Source organism: Algibacter luteus (assembly GCF_030344935.1).
Lineage (GTDB): Bacteria > Bacteroidota > Bacteroidia > Flavobacteriales > Flavobacteriaceae > Arenitalea > Arenitalea lutea.
In genome coordinates this window covers 2,933,172-2,949,732 of the sequence record NZ_CP128313.1, presented here as the reverse complement: position 1 = coordinate 2,949,732, position 16,561 = coordinate 2,933,172, and the positions used below count along the sequence as shown (strand labels likewise).

Genomic DNA, 16,561 nt, shown 5'->3' with positions numbered 1-16,561 from the left:
AAACCACCTTGCTTGCACAAAGTGGTTTTAAAATATAATAGGTTGCCGAATAATTTCAGCGTATCAACTATTTAATCATCTCATAGCTACGTTTAATGAAGTTTGTTAATTCTTCACCTTTTAATAACCCTTGAGATAAACGTGCTAAATCTAAACTTTGGTTAATTAAACGCTCTTGCTTCTTTTTGGTTTTTGTGTTTAAAATTTCACTAACCAAATCAGAGTTTGTATTAACAACAAGGTTATACAATTCTGGCATATTACCCATGCCAAACATACCGCCACCGCCAGTTTGCTGCATTTCTTTCATACGGCGCATAAATTCTGGTTGCGTGATTATAAACGGGTTTGCACTACTATCCATAGCTTCAAGTTGAACCATGAATTTTTCAGAAGGAATAACTTCTTTTAAAACTTCTTCTAATGTTTTCTTTTGATCATCATCTAGTTTAGAAATTACATTATCGTCTTTCTTAATTAAATTATCAATGTGATCGCCATCAACACGTGCAAATGAGATATTTTCTTTAGTAGATTCTAACTTCTGGATTAAATGAGAAACAATTGGAGAATCTAATAATAATACCTCGTAGCCTTTAGCTTTAGCAGCTTCAATGTAGCTGTGTTGTGCATCTTTATCAGAGGCGTAAAGAATTACCAATTTATCGTCTTTATCTGTTTGTTTTGCCTTTATTTTATTGAAAAGCTCTTCGTAAGTGTAATATTTACCATCTACCGATGGATATAAAGTAAATGCATCGGCTTTTTCAAAGAATTTTTCTTCAGAAAGCATACCGTATTCGATTACGATTTTAATATCGTTCCATTTAGCTTCAAAATCTTCACGATTGTTATTGAATAGCGATTTTAACTTATCAGCTACTTTTCTTGTGATGTATGACGAAATCTTTTTAACAGCACCATCGGCTTGTAAATAAGAACGTGATACGTTTAATGGAATGTCTGGAGAATCTATAACACCGCGCAACATGGTTAAAAATTCTGGAACAATACCTTCAACATTATCTGTTACAAATACTTGGTTTTGGTACAGTTGAATTTTATCCTTCTGAATTTGCATGTCGTTAGACAGTTTAGGGAAGTATAAAATACCAGTTAAATTAAAAGGATAATCTACATTTAAATGAATATTGAATAAAGGCTCTTCAAATTGCATTGGATACAATTCTCTGTAAAAGTCTTTATAATCTTGATCTTCTAAATCTGCTGGTTGTTTTGTCCATGCCGGATTTGGGTTGTTAATGATATTATCAACCGTAATTTTTCGTTTTGGCTCTTTTGTTTCCTTACCATCTTTGTCGGTAATAGTTGCAGGTTCATGCTCTGGGTCATTTATTTCTTTCGTTCCAAACTTAATTGGAATTGGCATAAACTTGTTGTACTTCACTAAGAGTTCACGAATTCGTGATTCTTCTAAAAATTCTTTGTCATCATCAGTAATGTGAAGTATAATTTCGGTTCCTCTATCTGTTTTTTCAGCAGGTTCTAAGGTAAACTGTGGTGAACCATCGCAAGTCCAATGTGCTGCAGGTTCATCTTTATATGATTTTGTAATAATTTCAACTTTCTCAGCTACCATAAAAGCAGAGTAGAATCCTAAACCAAAATGCCCAATAATACCTGAATCTTTTGCAGAATCTTTGTATTTATCTAAAAACTCTTCGGCCCCAGAAAAGGCAACTTGATTGATATACTTTTCAACCTCTTCAGCAGTCATACCCAAACCTTGATCTATGATATGAAGTTTTTTACCTTCTTTATCAATTTTAACTTCAATCTGAGGGTTACCATACTCAACCTTGGCATCACCAACGTTAGTTAAGTGTTTTAATTTTAAAGTTGCATCTGTAGCATTACTAATAAGCTCACGTAAAAATATTTCGTGATCGCTATACAAGAATTTTTTAATGAGCGGAAAAATGTTCTCTACCGATACATTAATGTTTCCTTTTGTCATGATATCTTAGTTTTATTCAATTTATAATTATGTTTCTGTTATAGTCAACAAAAATGCCAATTACATAAATATGACAAACTGACATTAATATTTTGGGAAATACTATTTTGCATTTTGAAGATTTAATTTTGTATTTTGCTTATTCTAAACTGAATAAAAACATGTATAATTCAAAAATTATAGGATTAGGAAAATACGTTCCAGATAATGTGGTTACCAACCATGATTTATCTAAAATGATGGATACTAACGATGAATGGATCCAAGAGCGTACGGGAATAAAAGAACGCAGATGGATTCCGGAAGGGTCTGACGATACATCGGCAGTCATGGGTGCCAAAGCAGCAAAAATAGCTATTGAGCGTTCTGGATTGACTAAAGACGATATCGATTTTATTGTATTTGCTACATTAAGTCCAGATTACTATTTTCCAGGTTGTGGCGTGCAAATTCAGGATATGCTAGATATGAAAACCGTAGGTGCATTAGATGTTAGAAACCAATGTTCAGGTTTTGTTTATGCCATCTCTGTTGCAGACCAGTTTATTAAAACCGGCATGTATAAAAACATTTTAGTAATTGGAGCTGAATATCATAGTAACGGACTAGATAAAAGCACAAGAGGAAGAGGTGTAACTGTTATTTTTGGAGACGGGGCAGGAGCTTGTGTTTTATCAAGAGAAGAAGATAACACCAAAGGTATACTCTCTACACATCTACATAGTGAAGGTAAATATGCCGATAAATTAATTGTTGAAGGCCCTAGTATTGCACATTGGGTGCCCGAAATTATTGCGGCAGGAGAAGAAGACACAACCTATTTCCCATATATGGATGGAACATTTGTGTTTAAACATGCAGTTGTACGTTTTAGCGAAGTTATTATTGAAGGCTTACAAAAAAACGGATTGCAAAAAGAAAACATAGATATGCTTATTCCGCACCAAGCCAATTTACGTATAGCACAGTTTATACAGAAAAAATTTGGATTAAGAGACGATCAGGTCTTTAACAATATCATGAAATATGGTAATACCACTGCGGCATCAGTAATAATTGCACTTACTGAAGCTTGGGAAGAAGGCAAAATAAAAGAAGGCGATAATGTAGTTTTAGCAGCTTTTGGTAGTGGATTTACTTGGGCGAGTGCCATAATCAAATGGTAAGCTTTGATACTTGTATGAAATTGGATAATTAACTGAAGGTGCAAAAATAGAGTTACCTTAAATCAAGAGATTTATATCGAAAAACCCGAAACTAATATTTCGGGTTTTTCTAGCTATTAATCAACTTCAATTAACACTAATGTGAAGAATCTTAATGGTTTAGACGTTTAAAATCCAATAAAATAACAAGCGCATGCTTTCATTTAACGATTTTTAACAACTAATAAAAAACTCGAAACAAGTTTCGAGTTTTTTTAATACTAATCTTGTTTACGAATATGTTTTTTGTAGACGACTAACTCTAAATAATTACTTCTTCGTTTTGGTTAGATTGTGTATTATACGTTTAACGTAAGTTTATTGTATGTTATTGTGTTGATAATCAAATTTTAACATTTTTTTATTTAGCCGAATAAACAAAACCCCTAAATCGTAAAGATTTAGGGGTTTCTTATTTAATATATCCAGATAAATACTAACCATCAAATATTTGAGGACTATTAAATAATTCTATAAAAATCCGCCACCACCAGATTTGGTATTGTCATCACGTTGTTTTCTGCGCAGTGCACGGTATTTATTTCCGCCAAATCGATAAGAAAGGGCTATGTTCCAGGTGTTACTCTCCCAATTAAAACCACCTACCGATGGGTAGGGTGTATCGCCTTCAAACTCAAATTTCATGGTATTTAAGATATCGCTATAATTAAAACTAAACGTTGCTCTGTCGTCTTCTAAGAAGCTATAGCGCATTCCTGTATTAACCATAAACATGGGCAATCTTGTAAACTGAATTCCTTTTTCTTCGCCTCGATACATTGTAAATAAAGAGAAACTTAGTTTTTTTGATACTTTAAAATTATTAAACGCTCTCAGGTTCCAAATCACATTATCTACCTCGGTATCTAATCTCACAATATCATCAACGGTTGCATTATCAATATCATCGGTATCAATAATTTCGGTAATACCTCGTTGCGTTTGCGAGTACAAATCAAAACTAGCATTTAAACTCCACCATTTTGTTGGGCGATAATTAGTAGATAATTCTAAACCAAATGCTGTGGTGTTATCAAAATTGTCGAATGATAAAATGGCATTCCCTAAAGAAACATCAGTTCTGTCGATATAAACGTACCTATTAATATTGTCTTCAATTATTCTATAAAACACACCTGCTGTTATGCTGCCGTTTTTAAGTTGTCGGGTATAATTTGTTTCCATAGAATTTGTGAATTGTGGCTGTAACTGTGTGTTTCCAAAAGAAGAAATACGCGGTGTACTCCATTCTCTAATTGGATTTACTTGTTGTAAACCAGGACGATCAACACGTCTGCTAAAACTTAATTGATATGAATTTTTTTCAGAAGGATTGAAAGTTAAAAATGCTGAAGGATACACTTGAAAATAATCATTGGTAAACGGAATTAATTCTGTACTATTATCATCAAAAGTTCTTAAGGCATCTGCCGAAACGTTAACTTGTTCTGCACGTACACCTAATTGATAATTCCACTTTTCAAGGGTTTTTCCGAAGGTAAAATATGCCGAATAAATATCTCTGTTATAGGTAAAATCTGTGCTTGGGGTTGGTATAATATTGGCGTCGCTAGAAAAGGTCTGTCCTGTAGAAGAATAATCAATATCCGAATCAAAAAGTCGAGCTTCTAATCCTGCTTCAATTTTAGTTTTTTCGTTAATTGGTTTAACATAATCTACGTTTACTGTAGTTTGATTACGCTTGGTATCTACATTGTCAACATAATTTGGTGGAAAACTAAAATTAAAGAAATCGAAATTCGCAATTTCATCATTTTCAAAATCGTTATAATCAATTTCAATGTCTAATGTTTCGTTTTCATCAGTAAACTCATGTTTATAAGCTAGATTATATTGCCCTGAACTGTTTTCAGAATCATTGCTAAATAATTGACTTTGTGTAAAAGTATTATCAGTAATAATTGTGCTTCCAAACCCATCACCTTGAAAAATATTTTGATTGGTAAAAAACGAAATGGTGTTTTTATCGTTCATATAAAAATCAACACCTATTTTGTATAAGTGCGATTTATTATTGTTACCAAATTTAAAATCTTGTCGGGTATTATCGTCCAACCTGTCAATACCTCCAAAATTGTCGTACTTACCAATATTGTTTCCGTAGTTGCCATAAAAATTGAATTTGCCATTTCTATAATTCATATCAATAGAACTATTAAATTTAGCAAACACCTCTTTAGTTACACCTACATTAAAATTTCCGTTAAAACCAATTTGAGTGTTTTTATGGAGTTTAATGTTAATAATACCACTCATGCCTTCAGGATTATACTTGGCAGAAGGGTTAGTAATTAATTCAATTTGTTTTATCGAAGTAGAAGGAATCTGTTTTAAAAGTTGAGCAATTGGCACATTACTGAGTTTACCATCAACCATAACACGAACATTTTCGTTGCCTCGTAAACTAATGTTACCTGTTTGCTGATCTACACTTACAGACGGGATATTATTCATAATATCACTTGCACTCGCACCAGCAGTTGTTAGGTCTTTTCCTATAGTAATTACTTTTCTATCTACTTTTTGTTGTATTGTTGAAACATCGGCTACAACGGTAACTTCATCCAAGCCTTCAGCTTCTTCTTCTAATAAAACATCGCCTAAATTAACTTTGTAATTACCTTTGCCAATTGTTATATTCTTGTTTACCGTTTTGTATCCTATGTATTGAATACTAACTACAACTTTTCCTTCTTCAATTTTCTCAATAATAAAGGATCCATCGTCAAGTGTTATACTTCCAGTAACTGTTTTGCCAGCATCATTTTTAATAATAATGTTAACATAGGGTAAGGGTTCTTTTAAAGTGGCGTCTAAAACTCTACCTGAAATAGTTCCGGTTTTATCATCTTTGGGGTCTGTGTTTGTGGCTTGTACTGTAAAAAAAGAAAATAGAACAGTACATAAAATGAATAAACTTCTCATTTGATTTGTTTGGTTTTTTGATTGATATATCTAAAATAGACGAAAAAACTGAGCTTCTGTTACTATATTTAGTGGATATTAACAGTCTTTTAACTTTTATTAACGAATGAATAAACCTACGTTGGTGCTTGGGGCATCATTAAAACCCAACAGATATTCTAACTATGCTATACAAAGATTGGTGGCTAACAACATTGAAGTAAAGGCTTTGGGAGTGCGAACCGGAGAAGTTTCTGGTGTAACTATTGAGACTGAAAAATTACCTTTTAAAAATATTGATACCGTTACGTTGTATTTAAATCCTAAAAGACAAGAGGAATATTATGATTATATCTTAGCGTTAAATCCAAGGCGTGTCATTTTTAATCCTGGAACGGAAAATCCTGAATTATATAAAATTTTAAAAGAGAATAATATTGAATTTGAAGCTGCTTGTACTTTAGTGTTGCTTTCTACGAATCAATATTAGACCTAAAAATGTCAATATGCCGTTTATAATTAGTATTTCAAAACCAATTTGATAACCACTTAATATATCTACGGAGTATGCATTAATAATATATGAAACTATTGGTGCAATAATGGCAACAATCCATACATACTGGTCTTTAAGTTGAATTTTGGTATAAATTCCAAAAGCAAATAAACCCAATAATGGTCCGTAAGTGTATCCTGCCGCTTTAAAAAGCTCCCAGATAACCGATACATCTTTAAAAATAGCATCAAAGAGAACAATAACAACAACGAGCAGTAAGCTAATAAAAACATGTGTTCGTTTTCTAATTCGTTTTTGCGACGCTTTGGGTTTTTTATCTAATTCAATAATATCAATACAAAACGAAGTGGTTAACGATGTTAAAGCAGAATCGGCGCTGGAATAAGCCGCAGCAATAAGCCCCAGCAAAAAGAAAGCTGAGGTTAGTACACCAATTTCTGGTAACATGGCTATGGTAGGAAATAAGTCGTCTTTTTTGGCTGTTATTCCATGTTGGTTAGCGTATTGCGTAAGCATCAAACCCAAAACTAAAAACAAAATATTTACAAAAATTAACACAATACTAAATGATACCATATTTTTTTGAGCCTCTTTGAGGTTTTTACAAGTCAGGTTTTTTTGCATCATGTCTTGGTCTAGTCCCGTCATGGTAATAGTAATAAACATACCTGCTAGAAAACTTTTAATAAAATATTGCGCATCGTTCACATCGTCTAAGAAAAAAACTTTACTCATGGTGCTTTGTTTTACATTGGAGTAAACCTCAGAAATACTATTTAAATCTAGTGCCGAGGCCAAAAAACCAATAGTAATAACTACTGATACCAACATGAAAAGCGTTTGAAGCGTATCTGTAAAAATGATTGTTTTTATACCACCTTTAAACGTATAAAGCCATATCAAAGCTATAGTGATAATTACTGTAATTGTAAAAGGCACTTGAAATTGATCAAAGATGAGTAACTGCAATACTTTTGCAACTAAAAACAACCTAAAAGATGCACCAACAACACGAGAAATTAAAAAGGCGACAGAGCCTGTTTTGTAACTAACATTCCCAAATCGGTCTTTTAAATAAGTGTAAATAGAGGTTAAATTGAGCTTGTAGTAAATAGGTAATAACACATAAGCGATAACTAGATACCCGAAAAAATACCCAAATACCACTTGTAAATATCCAAATTGTTTGGCTTCAACAGCACCGGGAACCGAGATGAAAGTTACACCTGAAAGCGATGCACCAATCATGCCAAAAGCTACTAAATACCAAGGAGCCGATTTGTTGGCTTTAAAAAAAGCTTCGTTGCTGTCTTCTTTTCCGGTGAAGTAAGAGATTAATATCAAAACAACAAAATAGGCTGCTATAAGTAGCATGATTTGAGTGGTGCTCATAAAAACGATTTTTTCAGGATTTGAAAGTACAAATATTAATTGAAAAAGTGTGTTTAGGGCGTTTTCTGAAAAAATTATAGTCTCAAAACAACTAAAGCTTCCTGTCAATGTGTTAAAAGGGTAATTTAAAATTAGCGAAATTCAGGTCTAAATAGTAATTTCGCTGCATGGAATTTTCTTCAAAATTATTGGAGCGTGCAGTAAACGAAATGTCTCAATTGCCAGGTATTGGTAAGCGAACAGCATTACGTTTAGTTTTACATATGTTGAGACAACCTAAGGAGCAAACATTAGCTTTGTCTGAAGCGCTTCAAACTATGCGAAAGGAAATAAAATTCTGCAAATCTTGCCATAATATTAGTGATGTTGAGCTTTGTGAGATTTGTGCCAACCCAAAACGAAATACCCAAATTATCTGTGTTGTAGAAGATATAAGAGATGTTATGGCTATTGAAAACACAAGTTCGTTTAAAGGGTTGTATCATGTTTTAGGAGGAAAAATTTCTCCTATGGATGGTATTGGTCCGCATGATTTAAACATTGAAACATTGGTAAATAAAGTAAAGGAAGGTGAAGTTACAGAACTAATTTTAGCATTAAGCTCTACTATGGAAGGCGATACAACCAACTTTTATATCTACAAGCAAATTAAAGATTACAATGTAACCACTTCTACCATAGCCAGAGGAATTTCGGTAGGCGATGAGTTGGAATATGCAGATGAAATTACCCTTGGAAGAAGTATTGTAAACCGAATTCCATTTGAATCTTCCATAAAACTATAAAACCAATAGCATTTGAAACTATCTGTAGTTATTTTAAATTATAAGGTTCAATATTTCTTGGAATTATGTCTAAGTAGTGTTGAGGCTGCCATTTCAAATATTGATGCAGAAATTATTGTTGTGGATAATAATTCAGAAGATGGAAGTTGCCAAATGGTAAAAAACTTATTTCCAGATGTTGTCCTCATTGAAAATAAACGGAATGATGGTTTTTCAAAAGGTAATAATATTGGGGTTGAAAGAGCAAAAGGTGAGTTTATATGCATATTAAATCCAGATACTGTAGTTGCTGAAGATACCTTTTTAAAACTTTTAGATTTCTCGAAGGATAAAGATAAACTGGGTATTGTTGGTTGTAAATTAATTGATGGTAGAGGAAATTTTTTACCAGAAAGCAAGCGTAAAATACCGTATGTAATAGCTTCATTTAAAAAACTAATGGGAAACCCAGAAGATTACTATGCAACTCATATTCAAGAAAATGAAATTAGCAAAGTTGAGATTTTAGTGGGGGCTTTCATGTTTTTAAAAAAATCGGTTTATCAAGCGATAGAAGGGTTTGATGAAGATTATTTCATGTATGGTGAAGATATTGATATTTCATATAAAGCACTGAAGCATGGTTTCGAAAATTACTATTACGGTGATACAACAATCATTCATTTTAAAGGCGAAAGTACGTTAAGAGATAAAAATTATGCGCGCCGTTTTTATGGAGCAATGCAAATTTTCTACAAAAAGCATTTCAAGAAAAATGTGTTGTTTGATTTGTTTGTTTCTTTCGGAATTAGCTTTGTATATTTTTTTAGAAAGCAACACGTTAAAAAGATTAAAAATGTAAAACGATATGTGTTCATTTCTAATCAAAAAAGTGAGCAATTAAATAAAGCTTTAAATATTGAAGTTATATTACGGAAGGATTTACAACATATTGAAAACGAATCAGAAGTTATATTTGATGCTAATATGCTAAGTTATAAAGAGATTATTACTTTCATGGACACGAATACGTTAGATGCGTCAATAACCTTTAAAATCTGGCCTAAAAGCTCTAAATTTGCAATTGGAAGTGATGATGCAATAAGCAGAGGTGAGGTTATTAGATTAGCATAGTATTTTTTGAAGATAATAAGACGAAATACTAGTTTTTTTGCTAATTTTGCAAAATAAAATAAAAAATCAAGTAGTAGATTATTAATATGGCAAAGTTTGAGCTTAAATTACCAAAAATGGGGGAGAGTGTTGCAGAAGCAACAATAACATCTTGGTTGAAAAATGTTGGTGATACTATTGAAATGGACGATCCTGTATTGGAAATTGCAACAGATAAAGTAGATAGTGAAGTGCCAAGTGAAGTTGACGGTGTTTTAGTTGAACGCTTTTTCAATGTTGATGAAGTGGTTCAAGTTGGCCAAGTATTGGCTATTATTGAAACTGAAGGAGATGAAACTGATGAAGCCGAAGAATCAACTAATGTTGAAGAGGAAATAGTTCCTGAAGTTGCAGTTCAACAAATAGAAGAAACCATTACTAAAGCCAAAGAAACTGTTGCTCCTGCAGTATCTACAAGCGATCGTTTTTATTCGCCGTTAGTTAAAAATATTGCTAAGGCAGAAGGAGTTTCTCAAGCAGAATTAGATCAAATTTCTGGAACAGGAAAAGATGGTCGGGTTACTAAAAACGATATTCTAGATTATATTAAAAATAAAGGTAGTCAACAACAACCTGCTGCCACTAAATCTCAGCCAACAGTGGCGTCAGTAGCACCTGTTAATACTGAATCGTTGCCAAAACAAGATAAACCTGTTGTTGTTTCAAATGGTGAAGATGAAATTATAGAAATGACCAGAATGGGTAAACTTATTGCGCATCATATGGTTGAATCTGTTCAAACGTCTGCACATGTGCAAAGTTTTATTGAGGCTGATGTAACGAATATCTGGAATTGGAGAAAGAAAGTTAAAGATGCTTTTATGAAGCGTGAAGGTGAAAACTTAACGTTTACGCCAATTTTTATGGAAGCTATTGCAAAAGCTTTACGCGATTATCCGATGATGAATATTTCTGTTCAAGGTGACAAAATCATTAAAAAGAAAAACATCAATCTAGGAATGGCTGCTGCTTTGCCAGATGGAAATTTAATAGTGCCTGTTATTAAAAATGCCGACCAATTAAATTTGGTAGGGATGACGAAGCAAGTAAATGATTTAGCTAATCGTGCAAGAATAGGTAAATTAAAACCAGATGATACTCAAGGCGGAACTTATACGGTTACTAATGTTGGTACATTTGGAAGTATTATGGGTACACCAATTATTAATCAGCCACAAGTTGGTATTTTAGCACTTGGTGCTATTAGAAAAGTACCTGCGGTAATTGAAACTCCAGAAGGCGATTTTATAGGTATTCGATACAAAATGTTCTTATCACATTCATACGATCATCGTGTGGTTAATGGTGCTTTAGGTGGGCAATTTGTAAAAGCAGTTACAGATTATCTTGAGGCTTGGGACATGAATAGAGAGATATAAATGAAGTAAAGTAATCAATAGTTAAGCCCGACCTTAAAAACGGTTGGGTTTTTTTATTTTTGTAAAAAATTAGTATTAAACCACCAGAATTAATGCAGTTAAACTTAACAAAACCAATTTGTTTTTTCGATTTAGAAACAACGGGAATTAATATAACAAACGATCGTATTGTTGAGATTTCAATTTTAAAAGTGTTTCCTAATGGGACACAAGAAAGCAAAACGTGGTTAGTAAATCCTGAAAAGCCTATTCCAAAAGAAGTAACAGAAATTCATGGTATAACTGACGAAAAAGTAGCAAACGAACCTACTTTTAAAGAACTAGCCAAAGAGATTTATGACATGATTAAAGATTCTGATTTGGGTGGGTTTAATTCCAACAGGTTTGATATCCCTTTGTTAGCTGAAGAAATGTTGCGCGCTGAAATTGATTTTGATATGAAAAATAGAGTGGCTATTGATGTGCAAACCATTTTTCATAAAATGGAACAACGTACTTTAAGCGCTGCGTATAAATTTTACTGCGACGAAAATCTAGATGATGCCCACAGTGCGGAGGCTGATACTATGGCTACTTACGAGGTATTAAAGGCACAATTAGCTAAATATGACGAATTGGAAAATGACACTAAATTTTTAGCAGAATTTAGCTCGCGTAAAAAGTTTGCAGATTTTGCAGGTTTTATAGCGTATAATAAAAAAGGAGAAGAGTGTTTTTCTTTTGGAAAACATAAAGGCAAGTTGGTAACGGAAGTTTTAGAAAAGGAACCAGGTTATTTTGGCTGGTTGTTAAATGCCGATTTTCCGTTGTACACCAAAAAGGTGTTAACAGCTATAAAGCTTAGAAGTTTTAATAATAAATTAGGATAGTATAGGCTTAAATTTTTGTGTCTAAAATATCTGGATATTTCGCGTTAGAGATTGCAATTGAAAGCCCAAACTCAGGAACGAACGAGGACGTGCAATGTAAAGCCCGACCCTTGTGGTAACCTGCTTGCCGGTAGGCAGGCGCCCAAATAAATTTTAATGAATGAAATTAATTTGTATTGGTAGAAATTATACCGAACACATAAAAGAGTTAAAAAACGAAAAACCAACCGATCCTGTGGTGTTTTTAAAGCCAGATACCGCAATTTTGCTCAAAAAACAGCCATTTTTTATTCCAGATTTTTCGGATGATGTGCATTATGAAGTTGAGGTTTTGGTGAAAATAAACAAGGTTGGAAAGTATATTGATAAGAAATTTGCCCATAAGTATTATGATGAGATTGGGTTGGGTATTGACTTTACTGCTCGCGATTTACAAAGTACATTAAAAGCTAAAGGATTACCTTGGGAGAAGGCAAAAGCTTTCGACGGAGCTGCTGTAATTGGCAAATGGATTGATAAAAAGGAGATTGAAAATATTGATGCATTAAATTTTTCTTTAAAAAAGAATGAAGAAATTGTACAAAATGGAAATACAAGCCATATGCTTTGGAAAATTGATGAATTAATAGAATATGTGTCGAAATATTTTACTTTAAAGATTGGAGATATTATATTTACAGGTACACCAGCAGGAGTTGGCAAAGTTATTGCTAATGATAAGTTAAAAGGATTTATAGAAAACAAAGAAATGTTTTCGATAACAGTTAAATAACATGGAATTAAATTACAAATTACACCGAGTACGAGAATTAGCTGATAATGATGAGGATTTTATAGCCTCGTTAGCCGAAGCTTTTTTAGAAGAAGTTCCTGAAGATGCAGAGCGTTTAAAAAATGCTGTTGCAGAAAAAAATTATCAGGAAGCTTATCAGGCAGCACATAAAATGAAGCCTACGGTTGATTTATTTGAACTTGGTGTTTTAGATAAATTAATAGAGGTACAAGATTGGGGTAAGTTTACTAAAACTGAAGAGGATGTAACGACTCAGTTAGAAATTGTACTTACCGCGGTTGAAAAAGCTAGTGCCGAAATAAAATCTGATTTTAAATTATAGCTTATGATAGCCGAAATTATAACCATCGGCGACGAACTATTAATTGGCCAGGTTATAGATACCAATTCTTCTTTTATTGCTAAACAGCTTAATAAAATTGGAGTATCTATTTATCAAATTACATCGGTACAAGATGAAAAGTCGCATATTCTTCAAGCCTTAAGCGACGCAGAACACCGTGTAGATATTGTTATTATTACTGGTGGTTTAGGGCCAACTAAAGACGATATTACCAAAAAAACCATTGCAGAATATTTTGATGATTCGTTAGTTCGAGATGATTCTGTACTTCAAAATATTGAATCGATTTGGAAGCAGCATGTAAGAACAACGTTGCTTCAAGTGAATAAAGATCAAGCTTTAATCCCATCAAAATCAAAACCTTTAATGAATAGGTTGGGTACTGCACCTGGGATGTGGATAGAAAAAGCGGAAAAAGTTTTTATTTCGCTACCAGGAGTACCTTATGAAATGAAAGCTTTAATCGATTATGAAGTTATTCCAAAATTAACTGATAAATACCATTGTCCTTTCATAATTCACAGAACTCTGATGGTTTATGGTCTGGGGGAAAGCGCGCTGGCCGAAAGAATAGAAGCTTGGGAAGATGCATTACCAGAACATATTAAACTCGCTTACTTACCTAATCTGGGGCAAATGCGTCTACGTTTATCAACAAAAGGCTTTGATGAGCAGAAGTTAAAAAGAGAAGTACAAGAACAAATTGATAAAGTATTACCTTATATAAAAGATGAATTTGCTGGATTTGAAGACGAAGAAGGTTCTGTTGAAATGGTTATTGCTAAACAATTAACTAAAATTGGAAAAACATTGGCAATTGCCGAAAGCTGCACAGGTGGTGCGGTAGCAGAACGTTTTACGGTGCATTCTGGAGCCTCAGCCTATTTTAAAGGCGGTGTTGTTACGTATTCTACACAATCAAAAATAAATGTTTTACAGGTTCCAAAATCTTTAATAGATCAATATTCAGTAGTAAGTGCACAAGTTGCAGAGGCTATGGCTAAAAATGCCTTGGATTTATTTCAATCAGATTATGCGATTGCGACAACCGGAAATGCGGGACCAACAAAAGGCGATTCTGATGCCGATGTGGGTACAGTTTTTATTGCTATTGCTACCAAAACACAAGTATATTCGCAGGAATTTAACTTCGGAAATTTACGCTTAAAAGTGATAAATAAAGCAGTAAATAAAGCTTTAGAAATGCTTCTAAAAGAAATTTTTAAAAATTGATAAAAATTAGGTTGTCATAATATAAAGAATTTGTATATTTGCACCTCGATTTTAAGCAACAAAGAATTTAAAGTTATATAGAATGTCAAGAGTTTGTGAACTTACAGGAAAGAAGGCCATGGTTGGAAACAATGTGTCTCATGCAATGAACAAAACTAAACGCAAGTTTCATGCGAATTTAGTTAAGAAACGTTTTTATATTCCAGAAGAAGACAGCTGGATAACTTTAAAAGTTTCTACATCTGCTTTGAAAACTATCAATAAAATAGGTATATCTGCAGCAATTAAGGAAGCAAAATCTAACGGATTTTTAAAATAATAGCTGTATTTAATAAGTAATAGACATGGCAAAGAAAGGTAATAGAATACAAGTAATATTAGAATGTACAGAGCATAAAGAGTCTGGTCAACCAGGAACTTCTCGTTACATCACTACAAAAAATAAAAAGAATACGCCAGATAGAATGGAAATTAAAAAATTCAATCCTATCCTTAAACGTATGACAGTTCATAAAGAGATAAAATAATAAGTCATGGCAAAGAAAACAGTAGCAACGTTACAAACATCTTCTAAGAGATTAACAAAAGCAATAAAAATGGTGAAATCACCTAAAACAGGTGCTTACATGTTTGTTGAATCAATCATGGCTCCAGAACTTACAAACGACTTTTTCAACAAAAAGTAAGAATAAGTTTTTTAAAATATACAAAGCTGCTTTCTTTATTGGAAGCAGCTTTTTTATGTTTATATTTGAGCGTAACTAAGTTTTTCTGCCATATTATCAGTAAAATAAATATGGTAAGGAATTTGCTTAATTGTTATTAGAGCGCCTGCCTACCGGCAGGCAGGTTACCACAAGGGTCGGGCTTTTCGCTATATCTTTTGCTTTGGCAAAAGGATGTCGCTACAATCCCTAACGCATAGTCAAGTATAAATGAAACAACCAATCAGATAATTGAAATGAGTTTTTTTAAAAAAATATTTTCTTCAGAAAAAAAGGAAACCCTAGATAAAGGTTTAGAAAAATCTAAGTCTAGTTTTTTTGGTAAACTAAGTAAAGCCGTCGCAGGAAAGTCTAAAGTAGATGATGAGGTATTAGATAATCTTGAAGAAGTTTTAGTAAGTAGCGATGTTGGTGTAAACACCACTTTAAAAGTTATTGAACGCATAGAAGAGCGCGTATCTAAAGATAAATATTTAGGAACCGATGAGCTCAACCAAATCCTTCGTGAAGAAATTGCATCATTACTAAGTGAAACCAACGTTGGTGAAGAAACCGATTTCACAATTCCAGAATTACCTAAACAAGAAAACGGAACTAAAACACCATACGTATTAATGGTTGTAGGGGTTAATGGCGTTGGAAAAACAACAACAATAGGCAAGTTAGCTTATCAATTTAAAAAGCAAGGATTAAATGTGGTTCTTGGTGCTGCCGATACGTTTAGAGCGGCAGCCATAGATCAGCTTCAAGTTTGGGCAGACCGCGTAGAAGTGCCTATGGTAAGACAAGATATGGGCAGCGATCCTGCATCCGTAGCTTTCGATGCTTTAAAATCTGGTGTAAGTCAAGATGCCGATGTTATCATAATAGATACCGCTGGTCGTTTACATAATAAAGTAAACCTCATGAACGAGCTTACTAAAGTAAAACGCGTGATGCAAAAAGTAGTTGCCGATGCGCCACACGATGTTTTATTGGTTTTAGATGGCTCAACAGGACAAAACGCTTTCGAACAGGCTAAACAATTTACTGCAGCGACAGAAGTTACATCGTTAGCCGTAACCAAACTTGATGGAACTGCAAAAGGTGGTGTTGTTATAGGAATATCCGATCAATTTCAAATTCCAGTAAAGTATATTGGTGTTGGCGAAGGGATTGAAGATTTACAAGTTTTTAATAAATACGAGTTTGTAGATTCTTTTTTCAAATAATCGATTTTACTTCTTGAGGAGATAGGAATCCACTTTTTTTGCTATTTTTAATGT

General features: G+C 33.2%; 16 protein-coding genes. 13 read left to right on the top strand and 3 right to left on the bottom strand.

The features are described from left to right. Positions 1 to 67 precede the first annotated feature (67 nt). A complete protein-coding gene (gene htpG, locus O5O44_RS12460) occupies positions 68 to 1,978 on the bottom strand; it encodes a molecular chaperone HtpG (protein ID WP_289194637.1) in 1,911 nt (636 codons plus the stop codon). A 161-nt stretch (positions 1,979 to 2,139) separates the two neighbouring features. Between htpG and O5O44_RS12455 the strand changes: the two genes are divergently transcribed. Beyond that, the gene (locus O5O44_RS12455) at positions 2,140 to 3,144 is read left to right on the top strand and encodes a 3-oxoacyl-ACP synthase III family protein (RefSeq protein WP_026010026.1); all 1,005 of its coding nucleotides are present in this window, start codon (positions 2,140 to 2,142) and stop codon (positions 3,142 to 3,144) included. 510 nt (positions 3,145 to 3,654) lie between these two features. On the opposite strand, the gene O5O44_RS12450 is transcribed toward O5O44_RS12455, so the two are convergent. Further along, positions 3,655 to 6,129 carry a TonB-dependent receptor gene (locus O5O44_RS12450; RefSeq protein ID WP_289194636.1) on the bottom strand — a complete coding sequence of 825 codons (2,475 nt, stop codon included), beginning with the start codon at positions 6,127 to 6,129 and terminating at the stop codon, positions 3,655 to 3,657. A gap of 106 nt (positions 6,130 to 6,235) precedes the next feature. Between O5O44_RS12450 and O5O44_RS12445 the strand changes: the two genes are divergently transcribed. Beyond that, entirely contained in the window at positions 6,236 to 6,598 is a 363-nt protein-coding gene (locus tag O5O44_RS12445) for a CoA-binding protein (protein WP_289194635.1), read from the top strand. Here the strand turns inward: O5O44_RS12445 and O5O44_RS12440 are convergent. Next, positions 6,569 to 8,017 (bottom strand): sodium:solute symporter, encoded by a 1,449-nt coding sequence (locus O5O44_RS12440; protein WP_289194634.1) that lies wholly within the window; start codon positions 8,015 to 8,017, stop codon positions 6,569 to 6,571. The two genes, O5O44_RS12445 and O5O44_RS12440, sit on opposite strands and share 30 nt — an antisense overlap. A 167-nt stretch (positions 8,018 to 8,184) precedes the next feature. Here O5O44_RS12440 and recR point away from each other — a divergent pair, with 167 nt between their 5' ends. The 11 genes from recR to ftsY all read left to right on the top strand — a co-directional run bounded on the left by recR (position 8,185) and on the right by ftsY (position 16,507). Then, the gene (gene recR / locus O5O44_RS12435) at positions 8,185 to 8,802 is read left to right on the top strand and encodes a recombination mediator RecR (RefSeq protein ID WP_289194633.1); all 618 of its coding nucleotides are present in this window, start codon (positions 8,185 to 8,187) and stop codon (positions 8,800 to 8,802) included. 12 nt (positions 8,803 to 8,814) lie between these two features. Further along, on the top strand, positions 8,815 to 9,915 hold the full coding sequence (locus O5O44_RS12430) for a glycosyltransferase family 2 protein (protein WP_289194632.1): 1,101 nt from the start codon (positions 8,815 to 8,817) through the stop codon (positions 9,913 to 9,915). A gap of 86 nt (positions 9,916 to 10,001) precedes the next feature. Continuing rightward, positions 10,002 to 11,333: a dihydrolipoamide acetyltransferase family protein gene (locus tag O5O44_RS12425; RefSeq protein ID WP_289194631.1), complete on the top strand. Its 1,332-nt coding sequence runs from the start codon at positions 10,002 to 10,004 to the stop codon at positions 11,331 to 11,333. A gap of 92 nt (positions 11,334 to 11,425) precedes the next feature. Beyond that, positions 11,426 to 12,202, top strand: a complete 777-nt coding sequence (locus O5O44_RS12420; protein WP_289194630.1) for a 3'-5' exonuclease — start codon at positions 11,426 to 11,428, stop codon at positions 12,200 to 12,202. A 160-nt stretch (positions 12,203 to 12,362) separates the two neighbouring features. Then, positions 12,363 to 12,974, top strand: coding sequence for a fumarylacetoacetate hydrolase family protein (locus O5O44_RS12415; protein WP_019387392.1), 612 nt, complete (start codon positions 12,363 to 12,365; stop codon positions 12,972 to 12,974). Position 12,975: 1 nt separating this feature from the next. Beyond that, the gene (locus tag O5O44_RS12410) at positions 12,976 to 13,317 is read left to right on the top strand and encodes an Hpt domain-containing protein (protein WP_019387391.1); all 342 of its coding nucleotides are present in this window, start codon (positions 12,976 to 12,978) and stop codon (positions 13,315 to 13,317) included. Positions 13,318 to 13,320: 3 nt separating this feature from the next. Further along, on the top strand, positions 13,321 to 14,571 hold the full coding sequence (locus O5O44_RS12405; protein ID WP_289194629.1) for a competence/damage-inducible protein A: 1,251 nt from the start codon (positions 13,321 to 13,323) through the stop codon (positions 14,569 to 14,571). Between the two features lie 82 nt (positions 14,572 to 14,653). After that, complete coding sequence (gene rpmB, locus O5O44_RS12400; RefSeq protein WP_019387389.1) at positions 14,654 to 14,890, top strand: 50S ribosomal protein L28; 237 nt, start codon at positions 14,654 to 14,656, stop codon at positions 14,888 to 14,890. 25 nt (positions 14,891 to 14,915) lie between these two features. Next, positions 14,916 to 15,098: a 50S ribosomal protein L33 gene (gene rpmG, locus O5O44_RS12395; protein WP_007648529.1), complete on the top strand. Its 183-nt coding sequence runs from the start codon at positions 14,916 to 14,918 to the stop codon at positions 15,096 to 15,098. Between the two features lie 6 nt (positions 15,099 to 15,104). Next, complete coding sequence (locus O5O44_RS12390) at positions 15,105 to 15,257, top strand: DUF4295 domain-containing protein (protein WP_019387388.1); 153 nt, start codon at positions 15,105 to 15,107, stop codon at positions 15,255 to 15,257. Positions 15,258 to 15,532: 275 nt separating this feature from the next. After that, positions 15,533 to 16,507: a signal recognition particle-docking protein FtsY gene (ftsY, locus tag O5O44_RS12385; protein WP_019387387.1), complete on the top strand. Its 975-nt coding sequence runs from the start codon at positions 15,533 to 15,535 to the stop codon at positions 16,505 to 16,507. The last annotated feature ends 54 nt before the right edge of the window (positions 16,508 to 16,561 follow it).